Below are 22,679 nucleotides of genomic sequence, written 5' to 3'. Positions count from 1 at the left end.
CTTCCGGTGCGACGGCCGCTCGGGCATCACAGGCCCATCACGCGCCAGTCAGGCCATTCCGCGAACGCTTCAGGTCCTGGGTCCGCTCGGCGGCGGACTCCTCCGACGACTTCGGCTTCCGCTGGTCGGTGCGCCGCTCGGCGGCACGGTCCTTGTTGCCTGACTTACGGTTCTGGGACTTCGGCATGATGACTCCCTAATGTCTCGCCGAATGTTTCTTACGATCCCAGTACCGCACCCCCTGCGGCAGTTGGCCCCCTGGCGTGGGCCGGGCGGGTGACGGGAGCGTCACACGCGGTGACGTGCCGCGGAGGCTACGGCTTGATGCGCAGCACCTGCGGATCGTGGTCGCTGGCCTGGTCCGCATACTCGGCGTTGATGTGCACGATGTCGTAGTCGGCCCGGGTCAGCCGCCGGCTGGTGAGCATGTGGTCCAGCACCTGCGAGTTGCCGTTGTAGACGTAGCCGTAGCGCTCCGCGGCGGGCAGCCGGCCGACCTGGTCGGTGAGCACACCCCCGGCGGTGAGGCTCTTCAACGCCGGTGAGAACTGGTAGTCGTTGAGGTCGCCGGCCACCACCACATCGGCCTTCGGGTCCTTGGCCAGCAGATCCTTGACGAACGCGTTGACCAGCCGGGCCTGGGCGGTGCGCTGGGTCTCCGAGCTCCGGGCCGGTGGCTGGAAACGGCTGTCCAGGCCCTGGTCGCCGCCCTTGGAGTTGAAGTGGTTGGCGATCACGAACACCCGGCTGTCCGGGCGGCTCTTGAGGGAGAACTGCCCGACGAGGGGCTTGCGGCTGGCCTTCCACGCCGGGTCGGCGGGCGCGATCCGGCCGGGGGACGCGGACAGGGTGGCCTTGCCGTGGTCGGCGACCACCTGCACCGGGGTGGTGGCGTCGCCGCCCTTGACGTCCGTGAAGGACACCCGGTCGGGGTTGAACAGGAACGCCACACGGATATTGCCGCCGGGCTGACCGCCGTCCTGGTCGTTGACCGGGTCGATCTGCCGCCACTCGTACGCCGGGCCGCCCGCCGCCTTGATGGCGTCGGTGAGCTTGGTGAGGGTGGCCCCGGCGGTGACCACGCCGTTGTCGGTGGCGCCGTTGTCGTCCTGGACCTCCTCCAGCGCGACGACGTCGGGGGAGGCGAGATGGTGCACCAGCGCCTTCGCCAGCCGGTCGAACTTGGCCTGCGGGGTGGTGGGGGCCAGGTTCTCGACGTTGTAGGTGGCCACGGCCAGCTCGTCGGACTTCTGCTTGCGGGTGGTCTCCGGCGCGGGGCCATGGCCGGTGAGTGTGCCCAGCTCGGTGGCCTGGAGCGAGTAGCCGCCGAAGCTGTCGTAGTCCAGCGGGCCGGCGGTGGTGCCGGTCAGCTTGTCGCCGACGTCGGCCACCGGGAAGGGCCGCTCGGAGAAGGGGATCAGCGACGCCACCTTGACCCGGCCGCCGTTGGGGTCCGCGTACGAGCGGTAGAGCGTGCCGCCGCGGGCCGTGCGCTGGTGGCGGGGCTCAGCCGTCGCCCACAGCTCGTTGTGGGTGTTGGTCGCGCCGACGACCGGGGCGTCCGACACCGAGACGCGCATGCCCTCCAGCGACTCGTAGCGGTCCAGCGCGTACGAGCCGGGGCGCAGCTTGAGGGACTCGATGCTCTTGCCGCCCGCGGTGGGGGCGTACCGGTTCGGCACCGAGGACGGGGTGAGCTTGAAGGCGGCCGGCACCGGGGCGCCGGAGGAGTTCACCGTCCAGGTGGCGCCGGTGATCTCGGTGACGGATTGCAGGCCGGCGTCCTTGCCGCCGGGGTAGTACTCGCTGACCGTGCCGGAGAAGGTGAGCGCATCGCCGACGGCGGCCTTCGGCGTCTCCTTGCCGGTGAAGACGAAGACCGCCTCGCTGGTGACCGGGTCGTTGTCCGGGCGCGGGTCCTGCACCCAGAAGCCGCGCGCCGAGCCGAACGACCGGACCGCGGTGACCGTGCCGGGCACCTCGCTGACCTGCTGCCCGGCCAGCGGGGATATTCGAGTGCTGCCCTGGATGTCGTGGATCCGGGCGCCGGCCGCGGAGGCGGACTGGGTTGCGGTGAGCAGTCCGCCGGCCAGGGCGGCGCAGGCCACCGCGCTGACGGCGACCGGTCTGCGGAGCGAACGACGGGACGGCATGCATGCCTCCGAGGGTGATGGGGGGTGGCTGGAATGTGCGTGCGGGAGCCGGACCGGCGCGCTACGCGCGTCGATCTGCGTCAATCTCTTGTGCACGCACGGGAGTTGTCAAGCTTCTCCGGGTGACCGGGAGGGGGTGCGGGGGTGAAGCGTCCGAGTTACGGGGAATTCCGTCTACGCTTGGGCGGCGCAACGAGCCCGTAGTCCGTCCGAGGAGCTGAGCACCCGATGTCCGCAGACCGCCCCACCCTGCCGCCGGTGCGGCTGCACTCAGAAGCGGAACTGGCCCGCGAGGCGCTGAGCGCCCCCCTGCTGGCCCGCGCTGCGAAGCTCGCCCGCTGGGCCGAGCGGGGCGTCCCGGTCGGCGTCGGCGGCGAGATCCTCGAAGAGCCGCTGGCCGCCGCCACCGAGCACCTCGGCCTGGCCGGCGACGAGGACGGCCCCGCCTACACCGCCGAGGCCTGGCAGCTGGCGGTGGACACCGGACTCGTGGAGATCGAGGAGACCACCGACGGCGAGGACGGCGCCGACCTCCCCGACGACGCCGCGGCCGGTACCGCCACCCCCGGCGACGAGCTGGGCCTGCTCACCTCCGGCAGCCCGCAGGACATCCTCGACATCTGGCTCGGCGGCATGGAGACCGTGCTCGCCGACGCGGCCGCCCCCGATCTCGCCGACCTCGCCGACCAGCTCACCGAGGGCGGCGAACTGGACCTGGACGCGATCGACTGGAACCCGGAGGAAGAGGCCGAGCTGCTCGACGGCATCCTCGGCAACCTCTACCTGCTCACCGCCCTGAACGAGGGCCCCGACCAGCAGGTTCCGCTGCCCGCGCTGGCCGCCTCCATGATCGTCCCGGACGATATGGACGAGCCCACCGACGACATCCTCGAAGAGGTCTCCGAGGCGATGATGCGCCTGGACGACCAGTTCCGGGTGCTGGAGCCGATCGGTCTGGTCGCCTACCAGCCCGTCGACGAGGCGCTCATCGAGGAGCTGGACGAGGACGGCGAGACGGTCCTCTCCCCAGGTTCTTCCGGGGAGCCCACCGCCGAGCCGCTCACCGACGAGGACGTCTCCCGCTACGGCCTGGTCCGCCTCACCCCGCTCGGCGTCTACGCCGTACGCGCCCGGATGCTGGATGCCGGGGTGCACGCCCCGGCGGTCGGCGACCTCACCGACAAGGGCGCCGATGTCCTCCTGGACGCGCTGCCCGACTACCCCGAGGCGCTCGCCCAGGCCGAGTCCGAGCTGTGGCTCACCGCCCGTACGCCCCTGGACGCCGCCCGGGACCTGCTCACGGCCGCCCGCGGTGACGACGAGCGCGCCCCGCAGCGCCGGCTCGCCGCCCAGCAGACCCTCTCGCTGGTCTCGCCGGACGCCGAGGCCGCGCTGCGCGACGTGCTCGACGACCGGCAGCTCGGCGGCCTGGCCCGGGTCTGGCTCGCCGAGCGCGCGCTGCCCGGTATCCCCGAGCCGTCCCAGGAGATGATCTTCTGGCTGACGGTGGACACCATCGCGGCGCAGCTGGACAGCGCCGACGAGGACGCCACGGGCGAGCTGCGCGACCTGGTGCAGGGCCTGACCGATCAGCACAGCGGGTTCTTCGACACGGCCTGGCGGGTGGATCACCCGGGCACCGCCGACGTCCTGGAGGCCATGGGCCGGCTGCACCCGGACAAGAAGGCCGCCAAGGAGGCCCGCAAGGCCGCGTTCAAGGCGCGCTCGCGGCAGTCCGGCTGACGGGACACCGGACACGGCAGGGGCGGATCACGTACGCCCGGGGCCGGTCCGGCGGATCAGGACCGGTCCGGTCCCGGTCCGCCGGACCGGCCCCAACTGCTTCCTGGATGTCGCGCCGCGTTCAACTGGAGTTCGACGACGCACGAGAGCGTGTGCGACGCAGGCACAGGGGAGAAGAAACCGGCCCTCCAGGAGATGACCATGCCGCTCACCCGCAGAGACTTCGCCAAGCGTTCCGCCCTCGCCGGCGCGGGCGTCACGCTGGCCGGCAGCGTCGGGGTGCTGGCCACCGCGCCCGGAGCCCTCGCCGAGGAGGTGCCGGACGCCGGCCGGGACGGCGCGGCGGACGGCCACGGCATCGGCTACGGCCCGCTGGTCCCGGACCCGGACGGCATCCTCGCGCTGCCCGCAGGGTTCTCGTACAAGATCATTACCCGGACCGGGGTCACCACGCTCGACAGCGGTGAGTCCACCCCCTCCAACCACGACGGCACCGGCACCTTCGAGGGCCACCGCGGCACCACCCTCCTCGTCAACAACCACGAGCTGAAGGGCCCGCGCGCCGACTGGCCGCACCCGGTGCCGCTGGCCGAGGGGCTGGTCTACGACCCGGCGGCGGCCGGCGGCTGCACCGTCGTCGAGGTCGCCAAGGACGGCACACCGGTCGGCGAGCGGGTCGGTATCGCCGGTACGTCCACCAACTGCGCGGGCGGCACCACCCCTTGGGGCACCTGGCTCACCTGCGAGGAGAACGAGGACAAGGCCGGCCAGCACGGCATGACCAAGGACCACGGTTATGCCTTCGAGGTCGACCCGCACGACCTGCGGGCCGGCCGCGACCCCAGGCCCGTCAAGGCGCTGGGGCGCTACGCCCACGAGGCGGTGGTCGTCGACCCCAAGCGCGGCCACCTCTTCCTGACCGAGGACGCCGACACCCCCAACGGCCTGTTCTACCGCTGGACCCCGCCGCACGGATTCCGGCACGGCCGCGGGCAGCTGCGCACGCTGGCCGAGGACGCGGGTGTGCTCGAGGCCTTCAAGTGCTTCGACTCCGGTGGCCGGTTCGTCGACGACCTCTCGCGTGCCACCAAGGCCGGCACCGTCTACGGCGTCGACTGGGTCGAGGTCCCCGACCGTGACGCCCGCAAGGTCTCGGTGCGCAAGCAGTTCAAGGACGGTCAGGTCACCCGCGCCCGCAAGCTGGAGGGCCTGTGGTGGGCGGACGGCGGCGCGTACGTGGTGTCCTCGTACGCCCGGGACGAGAGCCCGGTCCAGCACGACGGGCAGGTCTGGTTCCACGACCCGCGGCGGCGGACCCTGACCCTGAAGGTGCTGCTGGGCGTCAACCAGGACCCTGCGAAGGACGGTGCGCTGGACGGCCCCGACAACATCACCGTCTCGCCCTACGGCGGGCTGATCATCGCCGAGGACGGCGAGGGCGTACAGCACCTCTTCGGGGCCACCGACGACGGACGGACCTACCCGATCGCCCGCAACGACCTCAACATCGGCACCGCGGACGAGCCGGAGTTCAGCGAGTTCACCGGGCCGGTGTTCTCCCCGGACGGACGGACGCTGTTCGCCAACATCCAGGAGCCCGGCATCATGCTGGCCATCACCGGACCCTGGAAGCGGCAGCGCCGTCAGAAGTAGCCGGCAGAAGTAGCCGTACCCCGGCGGCGGGGCGGGTGCCTCAGCCCGCTCCCGCCGTCAGCAGGTAGTAGTCCAGCAGCCCGGTCTCATATGCCGTCAGATAGCGGCGCGGCCAGTCGTCGCGGAGCTCCGGCTGCTGGGCCATATAGCGGTCGTAGTACTCCCAGACCCCGTCGCCGACCGACTGCACCCGGACCTCGCGCAGACCCGCCGCGGTCAGCGTCCCGGCGACCTCGTCCACCACATGCGGGACGTCCAGGCCGTCGGCGTACGGGGGCAGCAGCGCGGGCAGCTCCCGGGCGGCCGACCGCGTGCGCGCGAAGAAGGTCGTCAGCGCCAGCCGGCCGCCGGGGCGCAGCACCCGCGCCGCCTCCCGGGCGAAACCGGCCAGATCGCGGAAGTGCTGCGCCGCCTCGACGGAGAAGAGGCAGTCGACACCGTCGTCGGGGAGCGGGATGCGCTGGGCCGCGCCCTGGACGAACTCCAGCCGCCCGGAAGCCGTTGCGGACGCGGTGAGCAGCGCCGCGTTCGCCTCCCGGGCACGGGCGATCTGGTCGGGGTGCGCGTCCAGCCCGATGACCGTCCCCAGGCCGAATTCCCGCAGCGCCAGCGCACAGCCCAGCCCGCGTCCGCAGCCGACGTCCAGGGCGGTGCGGCCCTGCGGCCGGTCGAAGGTGCCGAGCACCAGACGGTAGAGATCCTCTTCGCTGCGCACCCGGTCGGACTCGGTCAGCAGCCGGCCCGCGGGACCGGGCAGGCCCGACCAGTAGCCGAAATTGATGAAGCCGCCGGCGAAGGCGGGGACGGTACTGAGGTCGAGTTCGCCGTAGATCCTCACCACCCGGTCGGGAAGGTCCGGGAGTGCTGGGCCGTCCGGGGGGTCCGCGGGGCCGGCCGGCGGCTGCTGCGTCATCGAACGCTCCTCGTGCGTGCCGTGGGGGATGCGCCGCGACGGGCTGGGCCCGTGACGGGGCGGGGCTGAAGGGCGTGGCGGAGAGGGGGAACGGCGGGGGCGGGCGGACGGGGAGGGAGCGGGGGTGAGCTCGACGGATACGGACGACACAATTTTCGGTCCTGGACCCTTTGCGCACCAGGGCAGGCCGTCCGGCGGGGGCGGCGCGGCGGGACGCCGTGGACCTGAGGCGGCGGTGGGACGGTCCGTGGGCGGGGCCGCCGCCGCGCGGCCCCGGCCCGTCCCTGACGGGCCCGAGGGGCCGTCAGGGACGGGGGCGTCAGCGGCTCACAGGGTCTTTGCGGCCGGTTTGACCATGCCGCGTACCGTGCGGGAGTCGACGAACTCGCCGAGCGCGGTCATTTCCCACTCGCCGGAGAACTGGCGGATGAGCTTCGCCATCATCACGCCCGTACGCGGCTCCGCGTGGGTGAGGTCGAAGCGGACCAGCTCCTCGCCGCTCTGGGCGTCCAGCAGGCGGCAGTACGCCTTGGCGACGTCGGAGAACTTCTGGCCGGTGAAGGAGTTCACCACGAAGACCAGGCCCGTCACCTCCGGGGGCAGCCCGCCGAGGTGGACGGTGATCGCCTCGTCGTCGCCGGCGCCCTCGCCGGTGAGGTTGTCGCCGGAGTGCTGGATCGCGCCGCCCAGGATCATCAGCTTGCCGAAGAAGCAGTTGTCGATCTTCTTGCGGTCCGGGCCGTAGGCGATGACCGAGGCGTCCAGGTCGATGCTCTTCCCGCGGAAGGCGGGCTCCCAGCCGAGGCCCATCTTGACCGAGCTGAGCAGCGGACTGCCGCCCTTGACCAGCGAGACGGTCTGGTTCTTCTGGAGGCTGACGCGGCCCTTGTCGAGGTTGATCTTGCCGGAGCCGGGGGCCGGGGCGGCGGCCGCGGCCGGTGCGGCCGGTGCCGGGGGAGCGGCGGCCGGCGGCGGGGCGACCGGGGACGGTGCGCCGGCGGGCGGTCCCCACTGGCCGGCGGGCGCCGGGGGAGCGGGGGGTGCCTGCGGGACGGCGGCGGGGGCGGCCGGCTCCTCCACGCTGACGCCGAAGTCGGTGGCGATCCCCGCCAGGCCGTTGGCGTAGCCCTGGCCGACCGCGCGGACCTTCCAGGCGCCGTTGCGGCGGTAGATCTCGACGACCACCAGCGCGGTCTCGGAGCCGAGCTGCGGCGGGGTGAAGGTGGCGATGACGCTGCCGTCGTCGGCGTTACGGACCGTGCCGGTCGGTTCCGTGCCGGCGAAGGTCGCGCCGGGGGCGTCCGGGCTCGCGGTGACCACGATCTTCTCGATGCCGTCGGGGACCGCGGCGGTGTCCACCGTGATGGTGTCGCCGCCGCCGGCCGCCGCGGAGTGTGTCACGCCCGGTCCGCTGGGCTGGTTGTAGAACACGAAGTCGTCGTCGGAGCGCACCTTGCCGTTGGCGGCGAGCAGCAGGCCCGATACGTCCAGCCGCACGGGGGCGGTGACGTCCACCGCCACCCGCACGGCGCTGAGCGGGAGGTTCGAGCCAGGAGTCATAGCGGTCATGCCGGGCTCAACGATCGGCTCGCCTTTGCGGTTCCATTACCTGTGGCCTCTTGGCCGCCCGGCCCGGTCACCGGCGTTCGCGGGAGTTGCCGAAGAGCAGCCGGTAGGCGATCAGCAGGACCAGGGCGCCGGCGATCGAGGCGATCCACATGGAGGGTTCGCCGAAGTCCTTCGGGATCGGGCGGTGCAGGATCTTGGTGGAGAGCCAGCCGCCGAGGAAGGACCCCACGATGCCGATCAGGGTCGTGCCGACGATGCCGCCCGGGTCCCGTCCCGGCAGCAGGACCTTCGCGATGATGCCCGCGATCAGCCCGAGTACGAGCCAGCTGACGATGCCCATGATGCGTTCCTCGTTCCTGCGCGGTAGGTGGGTACACAGAGCAGGACGCCGGCCGGGCGGCGGGGGTTCCGCGGCGTGGCGGGAGCCATGCCCCTTACGGCCGCGGGGGCAGCCGCCAGGGCCGTCCCGTCAGTGCGGCCACCGGGGCGGGTCGGTGCAGAAGGCGCCGCCGAGATGCCCGTGTTCGGGGTTGCCGGGGTCCAGTGCGCCGTGCGCGGCGAGCAGCGCCGCCGCGTACGGCTCGGAGTCGTCCTGCGGTTCGTACCCCAGGGCGCGGGCGGTCGACAGGTCCCACCACAGGCGGGTGTTGGCGGAGGAGCCGTAGACGACGGTGTGGCCGACGTCCGGCGCGGTGAGTGCGGCGTGCAGCAGCCGTGCGCAGTCGGCCGGGCTCAGCCAGATGGACAGCATCCGGACCGAGGTCGGCTCGGGGAAGCAGGAGCCGATGCGGACCGAGACGGTCTCGATGCCGTGCAGATCCCAGTACAGCGAGGCGAGATCCTCGCCGAACCCCTTGGACAGCCCGTAGTAGGTGTCGGGGCGGCGGGGTGTGCCGACGGGGATGGCGCCGGAGCCGTCCGGGGGACGCGGGGTGAAGCCGACGGCGTGGTTGGAGGAGGCGAAGACGACCCGGCGGACGCCTGCCTCGCGCGCCGCCTCGTACAGGTGGTGGGTGCCCTCGATGTTGGCGCGCAGGATCTGCGCGAAGTCGGCCTCCAGGGAGATGCCGGCGAGATGGATGATGGCGTCGACCCCGCGCACCGCCTCGCGCAGCGCCTCCGTGTCGGCCAGCTCGGCGGTGATCGCGTCCGGTTCGCCGCCCGTGGTGTCGACGGGCCGCTGGTCGAAGAGGCGCAGCCGGTACCCGTAGGGCGGCAGCAGCTCGCGCATCAGGGTGCCGAGCCCGCCGGCTGCGCCGGTGAGCAGGACGGTGCGGGGTGCGGTCATGGGCGGTGACTCCTCCGGCTGAACTCCAAGGCTGTATGCGCGGAGCATTCATATGTGTGGACACGCGAGAGAGCTGGATCTTGTCCGGTCAAGACGCTTGACGGGCCCGGTAAATCCGCTTGCGGCACGGCAGTTGTGGACCCTTGACCGGTCCAGGACGGCTACTCTAGCGTGGCCACGTTCAGAAACGTGGACGTTGATCAGAGACATGCACATGCATGCCAGGGAGAGCCCGTGACCCCAGAATCTCCGCTCGCCGACCGCCTCGACGGACTGCTGTTCTTCCCCGTGACCGCGTACGCGCCGGACGGCGCCCTGGACCTGGCGGCCTTCCGCGCCCATGTGCGCGCCGGCATCGACGCGGGCGCGGCCGCCGTCTTCGCCTGCTGCGGCACCGGGGAATTCCATGCGCTCACCCCCGAGGAGTTCACCGACTGCGTCGCGGCCGCGGTCGAGGAGGCCGAGGGCCGGGTGCCGGTCGTCGCCGGTGCGGGCTACGGCACCGCGCTCGCCGCCCGGTTCGCCCGTCTCGCCCACGACGCGGGCGCCGACGGGCTGCTCGCCCTGCCGCCCTACCTCGTCGTCGCCGACCAGCAGGGACTGCTGCGGCACTACACCGAACTCGCCGCCGCCACCCCGCTCCCCGTCATCGTCTACCAGCGTGACAACGCCGTCTTCACACCGGCCACCGTCGCCGCCCTGGCCCGGACCGAGGGCATCATCGGCCTCAAGGACGGCGTGGGCGACCTGGATCTGCTCCAGCGCATCATCAGCACCGTCCGCACCGAGTCCCCCGACGAGGACTTCCTCTACTTCAACGGGCTGCCCACCGCCGAACTCACCGGCCCCGCCTACCTGGGCCTGGGTGTCCGCCTCTACTCCTCCGCCGTCTTCGCCTTCGCCCCCGAGATCGCCCTCGCCTTCCACCGGGCGCTGACCCGCGGCGACGACCACACCGTCCAGCGGCTGACGGACGGCTTCTACCGCCCGCTGGTCGAACTGCGCAACCAAGGCCGCGGCTATGCCGTTTCGCTGGTCAAGGCGGGCGTACGGCTGCGCGGCCTGGAGGTCGGCGAGGTCCGGCCGCCGCTCAGCGAACCGGCCCCCGCGCACGTCGAGGAGCTGGCCGGGCTGATCGAACAGGGCCTGGCCCTGGTCGCGGACGGGCCGGGGGCCGGCGTCTGATGCGCACCGCCGCGTTCCTCTACCCCTGGGACGTGGTCGGCGACCCGGCCGCCGCGGACCGTCTCGCCGGCCTCGGCATCCAGCAGGTCACCCTGGCCTCCGCCTATCACTCCACCCGCGCCCTCACCCCGCGCCACCCCCGCCACCGCATCGTCACCGCCCGGCACGCCGCCGTCCTGTATCCACCGGACCCCGCCCGCTGGGCCGGCCGGGCGCTGCGCCCCGCCACCCAGGACTGGACGGCCGGACCGGACCCGTTCGGCGCGGCCGCGCGGGCGCTGGCCGACGCCGGTCTGGAGGTGCACACCTGGGTCGTCCTGGCGCACAACTCCCGCCTGGGCGCGGAGCATCCGGCCGCCGTCGTACGCAATGCCTACGGCGACCCGTACCCGTGGGCACCGTGCATCGCCCGGCCCGAGGTGCGCGAGTACCTCGTCGACCTGGCGGCCGAGGCGGCCGTACGGCCCGGAGCTCTGGGCACCGAGCTGGAGTCCTGCGGCTGGTACGGACTGGCCCATCTGCACGCCCACGACAAGACCGGCGGAGTGCCGCTGACCGGCGCCGCGCAGTATCTGATGTCGGTGTGCTTCTGCACGGTGTGCGCCGCGGGGTACACGCGGCTGGGCGTGCCCGCACGGGAGGTGCGGGCCGCCGTGGTGCGGGCCCTGGAGCCGCAGTGGTCCGCCGGCCGGGCCGGACCGGGGGGACGGGAGGGGGAGTGGGCCGCGGTCGAGGAGCTGCTCGGCGCGGAGCTCGCGCGGCTGCTGCGCAGCTGGCGGGACGGGGCCGCCCGTACGTTGCAGCGGGCGGCGGTCCGTGCGGTACGGGACGCCGCGGCGGACAGGTTCCGGGTACTGCTGCATGCCGACCCCGCCGCACACCGCTGTGGCGCCAACGTCGGTGTCGACCCGGCGGACGTACTGGCGCACGCCGACGGAGTGGTGCTGCCGTGCACCGGCGACGCCGCCGCCCGCGCGGACGTACTCGGCCCGTTCGCCGACCGCTGGGCCGGGGGTGCTGACTGCCTGGCCGGGGGCGCTGACCGCCTGGGCGGGGGCGCCGATTGTCCGGCCGGGGCCGCCGCGGCCGCCGGGGCTTCCGTGACCGCGCCCGGGGCCTCCGCCTCAACGATCGCTGCCAATGTCACCGTGGTCTCCGGCCTGGGCGGCAGCCCCGGCACCCTCGCCGCCGACGCCGCGCACGCCGCCTCCCTGGGCGCGACGGAACTGCGGCTCTACCACGCGGGCCTGGCGAGCGACCGCGATCTGGCGGCCGTAGGGGACGCGCTGCGCGAGATCGGGGACAACTCCGGGCAGCGGACCGCCTGCTGCCCCGCCCCGACGGGCAGGCCGGATACCGGGGGCCCGGTCACCCCGTAGGGGCACCCCGTACGGGCCGTACGGGACCGCCCCGGTGCTCCCTCCGGCGCTCCCTCGGCGCTCAGCCCGGCCGGACGAACCCGCACTCGTACGCGGCGATCACCGCCTGGGTCCGGTCCCGCACCCCGAGCTTGGCCAGCACCCCCGCCACATGCGTCTTGACCGTGGCCGGGCCCACCCCCAGCCGTTGCGCGATTTCGGCGTTGGTCAGCCCGGCCGTCATCAGCCGCAGCACCGCACGCTCCCGCTCGGACAGCCGGGCCCGCAGGGTCCGGGCCGCGTCCGCCGCGGCCCGCTCCCCGGCGTGCCGGGCGGCCAGCCGGCGCACCGCCGCCGGGAACAGCAGCGAGTCGCTGCGCGCCACCAGCCGTACGGCCCGGATCAGGTCCTCCGCGCCGGACCGCTTGAGCAGGAACCCGCTGGCGCCGGCCCGCAGCGCGTCGTAGACGTAGGCGTCGTTCTCGAAGGTCGTCACCACGATGATGCGCGGCGGCTCGTCCATCCCGGCGAGCACCTGCTCGGTCGCGCGGATCCCGTCGATCTCCGGCATCCGGACGTCCATCAGCACGATGTCCGGGCGCAGTTCACGGATCAGCGGCACCGCCTCGGCGCCGGTCGACGCCTCGCCGACGACCTCCATGTCCGCCTCGGCGCCCAGGATCACGCGCAGCGCGGTGCGCACCATCCGTTCGTCGTCGGCGAGCACGATGCGCAGGGGGCGCGGGACGTCCCCGTCGTGGGTCCGGTGGTCGTCGTCCTGCTTCGTGGTCATGCCCCGCTCACCCGGTCTCCGCTCACCCTGTCACCTGTCACCTGTCCCGGTCTCCGGTCACCCTGTCCCGGGCTTTCGGTTCCGTGCCATCCGTCGGCCCCGATCAAGGGCCGCTCATCGGGCCGCTCGTCGCGCCCTCAACGCCCCGCTCCTCGCCCCCGTAGTTCCCCCGGGCGGCAGCCGGACCATCAGCCGCCATGCGCCGTCATCGGCCGCGGCCGTCGCCTCGCCGCCCAGCAGCCGTGCCCGCTCGGCGATCCCCCGCAGCCCGCGCCCCCCGCCCGTACGGGCCGTCGCCGCGGGGGAGCCGCCCGCGGGACCGGTCACAGGATTCTCCAGAAGGATCGTCAACTCCCCCTCCTTCAGCCGGAGATGGAGTCGGACCGGCACCGGACCGGCATGCCGCAGTGCGTTGCTGAGGCCTTCCTGCACGATCCGGTAGGCCTCCCGCGAGACCACCGGCGCCAGCGTCGCGCACGGCCCCTCGACCGTCGCCTCCACCGCCACGCCCGCCGCCCGGGTCCGGCCGAGCAGGGCTTCCAGGCCGTCCAGGGTCGGTGCGGGCGCGGCCGGATCGGCGCCGTCCTCCTCGCGCAACAGGCCCAGTACGGTGTCCAGTTCGGCGACCGCCTCGCGGGTGGTCTCCTCGATGGCGGCCAGTGCCTGGCGGGCGAACTCCGGGTCCGCGTCCAGGACCCGGCGGGCCGCGCTCGCCTGGAGGGTGACTGCGCTCAGCGCATGTCCGACGGCATCGTGCAGTTCGCGGGCCAGGCGGTTGCGGGACGCCAGATCGGCCGCCCGGCGTTCGGCGGCGGCCAGCCGGTCGGCGGGCGTCGGCCCCAGCAGCACCGGGGCCCAGCGGCCCAGCAGTGCCCCGGCCCCCCAGGCGGTGCCAGTCACCAGGGCCAGCAGCGCGAGCCCGGCGAGCGGCCCCAGCACGCCGTGGAAGGCGTCCGGCCACCCCAGCGCGGTGTGCCGCAAAGGGCCGGAGAACGGCAGCACCAGCAGCAGGACCGCGGCCGGCGGCGCGGACAGCGTCATCCCGCTGACGATCCCCCCGGCCAGCAGATGCGCCACGAACCACAGCGCCGTACGCCGCCGGGCCGCCCACGAGACGGCCGGTCCCTCGGCCAGCCGCTCCGCGGGCACCCCGCACAGCGACCGCACGGCGGCCACCTCCAGCGGCCGCAGCAGCGGGAAGAGCAGTGCGGTCAGGGCGGCCGGCGGCAGCGCACAGCCGAACGCGACGAACTGCCAGCCCACTTGGCGCAGCGGGTCGGCACCGTCCGCGAAGAGCGGGAGAACGACCGACGCCAGCAGGAAGAACGGCATCAACAGCGCACCGCCCAGCACCAGATGGACCCAGCGCCGACCCGTCAGTCGCACCGGACGGCCTCGCGTTCGGCGAAGGACTCGGCGAAGAAAAAGGCCCCGGCCACGACCACGTCCACCATCGTCCCGACGGTCATCCGGACAGCGTAGATGAGGCTCATCAGCGGTGTGGGCGGCTTCGGGCAGGTCTCATGACTCACGGCGACCAGCCTTGCCGCGGCCGCCCCTGCGCGCCTCGGCCGCGACGACGATCCCCCTCCGCCGTACGGGGGAGGGGGTACTCAGCCGGACCGACGGGGGAGGAGACGCTCAGCCGGACCGGTGGAGGTGTCTCACAGCCGCCGGGTGGCCAGCGTCAGCCGGTCGCGGGCGTCGAACAGGGTGTCCTTGATCATCTGCTCATGGGCCGGGGTCAGCCGGGCCACCGGCACCGAGCAGCTGATCGCGTCGCGCGCCGGGGTGCGGTAGGGGATCGCGACGCCGAAGCAGCGCAGGCCCAGGGTGTTCTCCTCGCGGTCGACCGCATAACCCTGCTCGCGCACCGTATGCAGCTCCTCGATGAGCTGCTCGCGGTCGGTGAGGGTGTGCTCGGTCAGCTGCGCGAGGGCCGGCGGCAGCATCGCCCGCACCTGGTCGTCGGTGTACGTGGCGAGCAGCGCCTTGCCCAGCGAGGTGGAGTGCGCGGGCAGCCGCCGGCCGACGCGGGTGAAGGGCCGCAGATAGTGCTGCGACTGACGGGTGGCGAGGTAGACGACGTTGGTGCCGTCCAGGCGGGCGAGGTGGATGGTCTCGGTGGTGTCGTCGGAGAGCCGGTCCAGCGTCGGCCGGGCCGCGGCCACCACCTCGTCGCCGTCGATGTAGGACGTGCCGACCAGGAGCGCGCGGACGCCGATACCGTAGCGGGTGCCCGTGGCGTCGGTCTCGACCCAGCCCAGGTCGACCAGGGTGCGCAGCAGCATGTAGAGGCTGGATTTCGGGTAGCCGACAGCTTCCTGGACGGAGGCCAGACTGTGCATACCGGGACGGCCCGCGAAGTACTCGAGCAATTCCACCGTCCGCACCGCGGACTTGACCTGAGATCCACCGGTCTCGGCAGCTGACATCGCCCTTGACCCCTCTGTTCGGACAGCCATAGAGTCCCAGTTGTTCACTATCTGGGACAACGTTCAGCATATCGAACGCGCTCCGAAGTGCGGCAGGACTCGGAAAGACCCGGCAGGCATCGTCCGGAAGGAATGCACGGTGGCAGCAGCACCAGTCTGGAGTGTCGACCCCCGAACCGGGAAGCAGCGGGAACAGGTTGCGGTGGAGGCCACAGCCGACGAGGTGGATACCGTCGTCCGCGCGGCACACGCCGCCCGCGGCACGCTCGCCGACCGTGCCGTACGCACCGCCCTGTTGCGCCGCGCCGCCGATCTGCTCGACGAGGCGGGCGAGGCGGTCATCGAGGCCGCCGACGCCGAGACCGCGCTCGGCCCCGGCCGGCTCACCGGCGAACTCGGCCGCACCACCTACCAGTTGCGGGCCTTCGCCGACCTCGTGCAGGAGGGCGCGTTCCTCGACGTACGGATCGACCACGCCGATCCCGGCCTCGCCCCGCCCCGCCCCGACCTGCGCCGTTACAAGATCCCGCTGGGCCCCGTCGCGGTCTACTCCGCCAGCAACTTCCCGCTCGCCTTCTCGGTGCCGGGCGGCGACACCGCCAGTGCCCTCGCGGCCGGCTGCCCCGTCGTGGTCAAGGCGCACCCCGACCACCCGGCCACCTCCGAGCTGTGCGCCGCACTGCTGCGCCGCGCCGCCGCCGAGGTCGGCCTGCCGGAGGGCGTGCTGAACCTGGTCCACGGCTTCCAGGCCGGTATCGACCTGGTGCGCCACCCACTGATCACCGCGGCCGGGTTCACCGGCTCGGTGCGCGGCGGCCGTGCCCTGTACGACGCGGCCGCGGCCCGCCCGCACCCCATCCCCTTCCACGGCGAGCTGGGCAGCCTCAACCCCGTCGTGGTCACCGAGGCCGCGGCCGGGGAGCGCGCCGAGCAGATCGGCGCCGGGCTGGCCGGTGCGATGACGCTCGGCGTCGGCCAGTTCTGCGTCAAGCCGGGCCTGGTCCTGGCGCCCGCGGGCGCCGGCGGCGACCGGCTGCTGAAGTCGCTGACCGACGCGGTCAGCAACACCGAGGCCGGGGTGCTGCTCGACCACCGGATGCGGGAGGCGTTCCTCGACGGGGTCCGTACCCGCGCGGCCCTCCCCGACGTCGAGGCGCCGGTGACGCCGGGCGCGGGCGGCGAGCACACCGTCAGCGCCGGCTTCCTCGCCGTCCCCGCCGCCCGCCTCGCCGCCGAAGGGCCGCACGACCTCCTGCTGGAGGAGTGCTTCGGCCCGGTCACCGTCGTCGCCCGCTACACCGACGAGGCCGAGATCGGCGCCGTACTCGCCCGCCTGCCCGGCAACCTCTCCGCGACCGTGCACCTCGGCGACGCGGAGGGCGCCGGCACCGACGACGAGGGCCGCGGTGCCCGGCTGCTGGCCGAGGTCACCCCGCTCGCCGGACGGGTGGTCGTCAACGGCTGGCCGACCGGTGTCGCGGTCGCTCCCGCCCAGCACCACGGCGGCCCCTACCCGGCCACGACGTCCACCTCCACCTCCGTCGGCGGCACCGCCGTCGAACGCTGGCTGCGCCCGGTCGCCTACCAGGACACCCCGCCCGCGCTGCTGCCGCCCGAGCTGCGCGAGGACAACCCGCTCGGCCTGCCACGCCGGGTCGACGGCCGGCCCGAGGGCGCCCACGACCGGCCCGAGGACGCCTAGGACCCGTGCACCCCACCACCGACGAGGCCTCCGTCCAGGTCCGTGCGGCAACCCGCGCGGACCTGGCGGCGATCGCCGCCCTGCACACCGGTGCCCGTGCCGCCTCGCACCGCGCGCGGTTCCCGGACACGCCCTTCGACGTCCCGGCCGAGCACGCCCGCGAGCACGAGGCCTGGTCGCGCGTCCTGGAGCGGGACGACACCCCCGCGCTCTGCGCCGCCCGGCACGGCACGGTCGTCGGCGCGGCCTCGTACCGGCACCGTGACGGACACCGCCGGCCGGCCGTCACGCTCCACCAGCTCCATGTCGACCCCCGCCACTGGGGCACCGGCATCGGCCGCGCCCTGCACACCGCCTGTCTCGGGGCCTGGCGCACGGCCGGTTTCTCCCGGGCGGTCCTCGACGTCCGCTGGTACAACCACCGCGCCCGTGCCTTCTACGACGCCCTGGGCTGGCGCCCCGACCCGGAGCGCCGCCCCGCCCCCGACGCCACCCACCTCACCCTGACGCTGGACCTGGCGGCGACTGCGGCGCCGCCGGCTCCCTGCGGGCGATGAGCTGAAGCCGCTCCGCCGTCCGCCCGTCCAGCGTGCCCACCACACCCACCCGTTCCTTTTGCACCGAGAAGCCCGCCTCCCGCAGCAGCCCCCGCAGTCGCTCCGGCGGATGGTGCCGGAACACCCCGCCATCGGGCGTCTCGAACACCCCGTACGTCCCGTAGCGCTCCGCGAACCGCGCATACCGCTCCCGGTTGAGCGCATCGTTCTGCAAGGGCACATCGCTCAGATACAGCACCCCGCCGGGCCGCACCAGCCGCCCCAGCTCCCCGACGATCGCCGTCTGGTCCGCGTCCCCGGGAACGCAGGTGAGCACCGCGAAGAGCAGCGCCGCGTCGAAGGCGCCGTCCTCGAAGGGCAGCGGCAACCCGGGGCACCGCATCAGCTCCAGCCCCGGATGCTCCCGACGCCCCCGCGCGATCAGCGCCGCCGAGACATCCACCCCGCGGACCGCGCCGTACCCGAGCCCGGCCAGTTCGGCGGTCAGCCGCCCGTAGCCGCAGCCGTAGTCCAGAAGCCGCGCGCCCCGCGGTACGTAGGCATCCAACAGCGCCGGATCGAGTGGATGGGTGAAGGTCTTGGCGGACCCGGTCGTCTCCCAGAAGCCGAGGAATCCCTGTGGCGAGGTCATGCCCGGACCGTACCCACGGGACAGCCGGCCATCCTGAGTTGCCGGGTCACTCGGGCGGGGTGCTGTACTGCGCCAGCGCGGCCTTGCCGGTCGAGCGGTCCACCAGGCGCAGTTCCCAAGGACCGGTGTTCACGTCGAATTCCTTGCCGAAGCCGACCCACTTGCCGGTCATGCGGCGGCCGGTCGGCTCGACCAGCATCTGAACGGCGCCGTGGTAGCGCGCGCCGTTGTAGTAGCCGTCGGCGGCCGTCTGCTCCACCCAGGAACCGGTGATGACGTTCCGGTCCACGGTGAGGTCCAGCGTGAGCGGGCTGTCCGGATTGCTGCTCGCACCGGGCAGGCTCTGCGCGGTCAGCCGGTTTCCGTGCTGGACGATCACTACGTAGTGTCGGCCCTCGTACGCGGCATGCCGGCTGGAGGAGTAGAACTCGTACCGGCTGAGCCACACGCCCATGAACGTCACCTCGCCCGCACGCTGCGTGGCCTTCTGCGGGCCCACGACCGCAGCGGTAACACCTTCCGCCCCGGCATCCATGTCATGCCCTCCTGTCCCATCTGTGTGAACCCGTGCCATCGGTAGCGGCAGGGAGAATCCGAGGGCTTCCACCGGGCGGCCTGTGACCCGCTCCAAGGCTCGCGCGTACACGCCCCGCGGCGTCCTGCTGACACCGGATTCCCAGCGCTGCACCAGGCGCTTTGATGCCTCGTTGGGCTCTCCCAGCTCGATGCCCGCGCGCCGTAATGCGGTTGCGAACTCGTCCTGACTCAGGCGCAGCCCCAGTCGTACGGCCCGCAGCACATCATTCGGCACAACAGTGGTCGTCGTCATGACGTCAAAACTAGACCGAACCACCTCCGAATGACACCGCTTTGACGCCCACTCAGGTGTCTTTGACGCCTTCCCGAGTGACGCCCTGGCGACGCCTGAAGCGTCGTCGTTATCTCCCTCCTGCGCCGAGAACATCGAAGCACCGAGGAGACAGCCAGGGAGAGAGGCGGAGCACATGGCCAAACGCAATGAGGGGGCACCTGGAGGCGGTGTCGGCGCAGCGGTCTCCCTTTCGCTGCCGGAGCTGCAACCCACCCCGTGGAGGGCTGTGCCGTCTGCGCCGACCTCGCCGTGCAGCGCCAGGAAGCTCGCGAACGCGGTGACCTGTCCGCCGCAACGGACGCGAACGTGCGACTCCGGAACCACCGCTTCCACGTGGGGAACCGCCCATGACCATGACTGTGCGTGTCTCGCGTGACTCCGGCAAGACGTGGGAGGCCACGGTCACGTACCTGGGCAGCAGCGCTGACAAACCTCTCAGCCCGGAGACATCCGGAGCCTGGCCCCCGTGCAGGTGCCCCCGCTGCATGCGGGCTCAAGAAGTCCTGCCGCCTTCATCCCCCGGTCCGCCTTCACTGACGTGCCGCCTGGGATGAGGGCTGTTCCACGGCACCAGGGCGAGCCGGAGCGCACAGAGACTCCCGTTCCGAGTGGGCACGGGCGCGCCGGACGATCACGCACCACCCAACCGGAAGGCAATGACATGACGATCACCCATGACCGTTCCACGAGGGCTTTCGAGCTGATCGCTCCCGAGATCCGAGGCGACCTGATCGTGACTGTCCGCGAGGAGTGGCCGGAACTCTCCGACGACCTCGGCGATCGGGGCGTGCACCAGATGGTGGTCTTTCTGGCCACCAGCGCCGGCACGGACGCACCGATGACCCCCAGCCGCCGCGTGGACCTCTTCTGGCATGCGTTCGTGCTGCGCACGAAGCTCTACGCGGACTTTTGCACAGCACTAGGGGGCTTCATCCACCACGTACCGGACCGAGGCAGCCGGAACCCTGTGGAGGCGCGGGCCGCCCTCATCCGAACACGGAACGCGATCAGTGCTGCGGGCTACGAGATCGACCCCGCCTTCTGGCCGGGCGAGAACGCCGCGGACTGCTCGGCAGATTGCTCGCAGTGCCACGCCGGGTGCTCCGACAGCCCTGTGAACACGTAGCGTCGCGGCAACGGGACCCGCGCTGAACTGCGGCAGCCGTCCGGTACCGTCCCGGGCGGCTGGCGCGATGACAAGAGACGGACGTACATGACCGACACATGCGTCGCCGCATGGGACACCTACTCGCAGGGCCAGGCTCAGCGGCGCAAGATCAACGCCAGGGGCGAAGCCACCTGGTTCAACTGGACCCAGTACCCCGACCACGGACCCGGAGCCGAACCGCTCTCGCTGCCGCCTGGTGGACGGGTCCTGGACCTGGGGTGCGGAAGCGGGGGGAACCTCGTTCACCTGGCCACCCTTGGCATGCGGGCTGTGGGGGTGGACCTGTCCCCGGCGCAGCTTGCCAAAACTCGCGAGCGCTGGCCCGACACCAGGGGCATGGAACTGCACCGGAGTGAGGCAATGGACTACCTTGCCTCAGCTCAACCCTTCGACGCGATCTACTCGGTTTTCGGGGCCGCCTACTTCACGGACCCCACGCTGATGCTTCCGGCCGTAATCAAGAGGCTGAAGCCAGGGGGAGTATTCGCCATGTCGCAACGTCCTGCGGTTCAGGGGTGCTACGGGTGTCAGGCTTCGTACATCCCGCGGGGCCCCGACGACGATCCGGCCGTGGTGAAGCGATGGGACCACGAACCCGAGACGTGGGAGGCACTCCTCAAGAAACACGGCTTTGCCGACGGTACGGCCGCGGTGCTCCCGGCCCCGGCTGAGGGGAAGCGGCGCATCGGCACGCTCCTCGTCCGTGGCGTTCGACGGGAATAGCCCGCCGCCCCCCGAGGTTGCACCGGGACACCTTCACGACGAGGAAAGTCAGCTCATGCGCGTCGAAATCTGGTCCGACATCGCCTGCCCCTGGTGCTACATCGGCAAGGCCCGCTTCGAGGCGGGGCTCGCCGCCTTCGCGCACCGCGACGGTGTCGAGGTGGTGCACCGCTCCTTCGAGCTGGACCCGAAGGCGCCGGCCGCCACCGACATCCCGGTGCTCGACATGCTCGCCACGAAGTACGGGGTGAGCCGTGAGCAGGCCGAGGCGATGGAGGCCGGGGTGGCCGATGCGGCGGCGGGGGAGGGGCTGGACTACCGCTCCGACCGGATCCACGGCAACACCTTCGACCTGCACCGGCTGCTGCACGCGGCGCGGGCGCACGGCGTCCAGGACGCCCTGCTCGACGCCTTCTACCGTGCCAACTTCGCCGAGGCCAGGACGCTCGGCGATTCCGCCGTGCTCCGCGAGACCGCCGTCGGCGCGGGGCTGCCCGCCGAGGAGGCCGACCGGGTGCTCGCCGATCCCGAGGCGTACGCACAGGAGGTGCGCGCCGACGAGCGCGAGGCCGCGGAGCTGGGCGCCACCGGTGTGCCGTTCTTCGTCATCGACCGCCGTTACGGCATCTCCGGCGGGCAGCCCGCCGAGGTCTTCCGGCAGGCCCTGGAGCGCGCGCACGCCGACGGCGTGGTGCAGATCCCGGCGGACGGCGAGTCCGCGGTGTGCGGTGACGACGGCTGCGCCGTGCCCGGGAAGTGAGTCCGGGCCGGCCTGCCCGCACCCCACGTGACCTGCGCCGATAAGGCACGGTTGCGGCCCGGCCCAGCAGCTTCGCCATGGACGCGGGGTCGATCGCCGAGCACAGTGGGGGCATGTATCGACGTGAGCCACTCGGCGGGGCCGAATTCGCGCCCGAGACGACCTATCTGAACTCCGCCTCCAGCGGACTCCTTCCACGGCGCAGCGCCGACGCCCTGCGCGCGGCCATCGAGGAGTCCGCCTCCCACGGCACGATGGGCCGCGACTACCTCGCCGCCGCCACGGCCTCCCGTGCCGCCTTCGCCCGGCTGCTGGACGTCCCCGCCGAGCGGGTCGCCGTCGGCAGCTCGGTCGCGGTGCAGTCCGCGTTCGTCGCCGCCTCGCTCCCGGCGGGTGCCGAAGTGCTCGCTCCCGAGGGCGACTTCAGCTCCCTGGTCAATCCGCTCGCCGCCCACCCGGGGATCAAGCTGCGCACCGTGCCGCTGGAGGCGCTCGCCGATGCGGTGCGCCCCGGCACCGCGCTGGTCGCCTTCAGCGCCGTGCAGTCACTGGACGGCCGGATCGCCGATATGGCGGCGGTCCGCGAGGCCGCGGCGGCCCACGGAGCGCGTACCTACCTCGACATCACCCAGGCAGCCGGCTGGCTGCCGCTGCGCGCCGCAGACTTCGACTTCGTCGTCGCCGGGGCCTTCAAGTGGCTGCTGTGCCCGCGCGGGACGACCTTCATGGCCTTCGGCGGGGAGTACGGGCGGGGCGAGGAGTGGCCGGCCGCACTCCATGCGGGCTGGGTCGCCGGGGAGGACATCGGCGAGTCCAACTACGGGCTGATCCAGCCCGCGGCCACCGCCCGGCGCTTCGACGAACCGCACGCCCACTACTCCTACGTGGGCGCCGAGCAGTCCCTCGGCCTCCTCGGGGAGCTGGGCGTGGAGGCCGTCCACGCCCACAACACCGCGCTCGCCGACCACTATCGCGCGGGGCTGGCCGAGCGCGGTCTGACACCCCGCCCCGCGCCCGGCTCGGCGATCGTCTCCACCCCCGGGATCGCGGACGCGGAGCACCGGCTGACCGAGGCGGGTGTGCGGATCGCGGTGCGCGGCGGGCTGCTCCGGGCGGCCTTCCACCTCTACAACTCGACGGACGACGTGGACCGGCTGCTGGCCCTGCTGGACTAGGA

At 72.7% G+C, this 22,679-nt stretch carries 22 protein-coding genes; 10 read left to right on the top strand and 12 right to left on the bottom strand.

Annotated features, from left to right (window positions below; genetic code table 11):
- Positions 1-37: 37 nt before the first annotated feature.
- Both IF67_RS44350 and IF67_RS0122780 read right to left on the bottom strand, forming a co-directional pair.
- Positions 38-187, bottom strand: a complete 150-nt coding sequence (locus IF67_RS44350) for a hypothetical protein (protein ID WP_018091848.1) — start codon at positions 185-187, stop codon at positions 38-40.
- Positions 188-314: 127 nt separating this feature from the next.
- Positions 315-2,153, bottom strand: coding sequence for an endonuclease/exonuclease/phosphatase family protein (locus IF67_RS0122780; protein ID WP_030988482.1), 1,839 nt, complete (start codon positions 2,151-2,153; stop codon positions 315-317).
- A 228-nt stretch (positions 2,154-2,381) separates the two neighbouring features.
- Here IF67_RS0122780 and IF67_RS0122775 point away from each other — a divergent pair, with 228 nt between their 5' ends.
- Both IF67_RS0122775 and IF67_RS0122770 read left to right on the top strand, forming a co-directional pair.
- Positions 2,382-3,896, top strand: coding sequence for a hypothetical protein (locus IF67_RS0122775; RefSeq protein WP_030988480.1), 1,515 nt, complete (start codon positions 2,382-2,384; stop codon positions 3,894-3,896).
- Between the two features lie 201 nt (positions 3,897-4,097).
- Entirely contained in the window at positions 4,098-5,549 is a 1,452-nt protein-coding gene (locus tag IF67_RS0122770) for an alkaline phosphatase PhoX (protein ID WP_030988478.1), read from the top strand.
- A gap of 40 nt (positions 5,550-5,589) precedes the next feature.
- Here IF67_RS0122770 and IF67_RS0122765 read toward each other — a convergent pair whose 3' ends face one another.
- The 4 genes from IF67_RS0122765 to IF67_RS0122750 all read right to left on the bottom strand — a co-directional run bounded on the left by IF67_RS0122765 (position 5,590) and on the right by IF67_RS0122750 (position 9,319).
- The gene (locus IF67_RS0122765) at positions 5,590-6,462 is read right to left on the bottom strand and encodes a class I SAM-dependent methyltransferase (RefSeq protein ID WP_030988476.1); all 873 of its coding nucleotides are present in this window, start codon (positions 6,460-6,462) and stop codon (positions 5,590-5,592) included.
- A 327-nt stretch (positions 6,463-6,789) separates the two neighbouring features.
- The gene (locus IF67_RS0122760) at positions 6,790-8,022 is read right to left on the bottom strand and encodes a TerD family protein (RefSeq protein ID WP_030988474.1); all 1,233 of its coding nucleotides are present in this window, start codon (positions 8,020-8,022) and stop codon (positions 6,790-6,792) included.
- A gap of 76 nt (positions 8,023-8,098) precedes the next feature.
- Complete coding sequence (locus IF67_RS0122755; protein ID WP_030988473.1) at positions 8,099-8,371, bottom strand: GlsB/YeaQ/YmgE family stress response membrane protein; 273 nt, start codon at positions 8,369-8,371, stop codon at positions 8,099-8,101.
- 129 nt (positions 8,372-8,500) lie between these two features.
- Complete coding sequence (locus tag IF67_RS0122750; RefSeq protein WP_030988472.1) at positions 8,501-9,319, bottom strand: NAD-dependent epimerase/dehydratase family protein; 819 nt, start codon at positions 9,317-9,319, stop codon at positions 8,501-8,503.
- A gap of 234 nt (positions 9,320-9,553) precedes the next feature.
- On the opposite strand from IF67_RS0122750, the gene IF67_RS0122745 reads away from it, so the two are divergent.
- Together IF67_RS0122745 and IF67_RS0122740 are read left to right on the top strand one after the other, a co-directional pair.
- Positions 9,554-10,504 carry a 5-dehydro-4-deoxyglucarate dehydratase gene (locus tag IF67_RS0122745; RefSeq protein WP_030988470.1) on the top strand — a complete coding sequence of 317 codons (951 nt, stop codon included), beginning with the start codon at positions 9,554-9,556 and terminating at the stop codon, positions 10,502-10,504.
- A complete protein-coding gene (locus IF67_RS0122740; RefSeq protein ID WP_051818453.1) occupies positions 10,504-11,883 on the top strand; it encodes a hypothetical protein in 1,380 nt (459 codons plus the stop codon). The genes IF67_RS0122745 and IF67_RS0122740 overlap by 1 nt, the downstream gene beginning before the upstream one ends.
- Positions 11,884-11,944: 61 nt before the next feature.
- On the opposite strand, the gene IF67_RS0122735 is transcribed toward IF67_RS0122740, so the two are convergent.
- The 4 genes from IF67_RS0122735 to IF67_RS0122720 form a co-directional block, all read right to left on the bottom strand.
- Complete coding sequence (locus tag IF67_RS0122735) at positions 11,945-12,655, bottom strand: response regulator transcription factor (RefSeq protein WP_051818451.1); 711 nt, start codon at positions 12,653-12,655, stop codon at positions 11,945-11,947.
- Positions 12,656-12,769: 114 nt separating this feature from the next.
- Positions 12,770-13,987, bottom strand: a complete 1,218-nt coding sequence (locus IF67_RS0122730; protein ID WP_078889577.1) for a sensor histidine kinase — start codon at positions 13,985-13,987, stop codon at positions 12,770-12,772.
- A 44-nt stretch (positions 13,988-14,031) separates the two neighbouring features.
- Complete coding sequence (locus tag IF67_RS43830; protein WP_158713145.1) at positions 14,032-14,187, bottom strand: hypothetical protein; 156 nt, start codon at positions 14,185-14,187, stop codon at positions 14,032-14,034.
- Between the two features lie 132 nt (positions 14,188-14,319).
- Entirely contained in the window at positions 14,320-15,090 is a 771-nt protein-coding gene (locus tag IF67_RS0122720) for an IclR family transcriptional regulator (RefSeq protein WP_030988463.1), read from the bottom strand.
- A 139-nt stretch (positions 15,091-15,229) separates the two neighbouring features.
- On the opposite strand from IF67_RS0122720, the gene IF67_RS0122715 reads away from it, so the two are divergent.
- Positions 15,230-16,792, top strand: a complete 1,563-nt coding sequence (locus IF67_RS0122715; RefSeq protein WP_037839714.1) for an aldehyde dehydrogenase (NADP(+)) — start codon at positions 15,230-15,232, stop codon at positions 16,790-16,792.
- A gap of 5 nt (positions 16,793-16,797) precedes the next feature.
- The gene (locus IF67_RS0122710; RefSeq protein ID WP_030988459.1) at positions 16,798-17,349 is read left to right on the top strand and encodes a GNAT family N-acetyltransferase; all 552 of its coding nucleotides are present in this window, start codon (positions 16,798-16,800) and stop codon (positions 17,347-17,349) included.
- Here IF67_RS0122710 and IF67_RS0122705 read toward each other — a convergent pair.
- Together IF67_RS0122705 and IF67_RS0122700 are read right to left on the bottom strand one after the other, a co-directional pair.
- Complete coding sequence (locus IF67_RS0122705; RefSeq protein WP_030988457.1) at positions 17,291-17,980, bottom strand: class I SAM-dependent methyltransferase; 690 nt, start codon at positions 17,978-17,980, stop codon at positions 17,291-17,293. The genes IF67_RS0122710 and IF67_RS0122705 overlap by 59 nt on opposite strands.
- A 46-nt stretch (positions 17,981-18,026) precedes the next feature.
- A complete protein-coding gene (locus IF67_RS0122700; RefSeq protein ID WP_030988455.1) occupies positions 18,027-18,809 on the bottom strand; it encodes a helix-turn-helix domain-containing protein in 783 nt (260 codons plus the stop codon).
- Between the two features lie 703 nt (positions 18,810-19,512).
- Here IF67_RS0122700 and IF67_RS0122695 point away from each other — a divergent pair.
- The 4 genes from IF67_RS0122695 (at position 19,513) to IF67_RS0122680 (ending at position 22,677) form a co-directional block, all read left to right on the top strand.
- Positions 19,513-19,977: a glycine-rich domain-containing protein gene (locus IF67_RS0122695; RefSeq protein ID WP_030988453.1), complete on the top strand. Its 465-nt coding sequence runs from the start codon at positions 19,513-19,515 to the stop codon at positions 19,975-19,977.
- Between the two features lie 87 nt (positions 19,978-20,064).
- Entirely contained in the window at positions 20,065-20,742 is a 678-nt protein-coding gene (locus tag IF67_RS0122690) for a class I SAM-dependent methyltransferase (RefSeq protein WP_030988452.1), read from the top strand.
- A 55-nt stretch (positions 20,743-20,797) separates the two neighbouring features.
- Positions 20,798-21,502 carry a DsbA family oxidoreductase gene (locus IF67_RS0122685; protein WP_030988450.1) on the top strand — a complete coding sequence of 235 codons (705 nt, stop codon included), beginning with the start codon at positions 20,798-20,800 and terminating at the stop codon, positions 21,500-21,502.
- Positions 21,503-21,615: 113 nt separating this feature from the next.
- A complete protein-coding gene (locus tag IF67_RS0122680) occupies positions 21,616-22,677 on the top strand; it encodes an aminotransferase class V-fold PLP-dependent enzyme (RefSeq protein ID WP_030988448.1) in 1,062 nt (353 codons plus the stop codon).
- Positions 22,678-22,679: the final 2 nt, after the last annotated feature.

The organism is Streptomyces sp. NRRL S-1813 (genome assembly GCF_000719605.1).
Classification (GTDB): Bacteria; Actinomycetota; Actinomycetes; order Streptomycetales; family Streptomycetaceae; genus Streptomyces; species Streptomyces decoyicus.
Note: the sequence above shows the minus strand (reverse complement) of the source record. Positions and strands in the feature narration are given on the sequence as shown.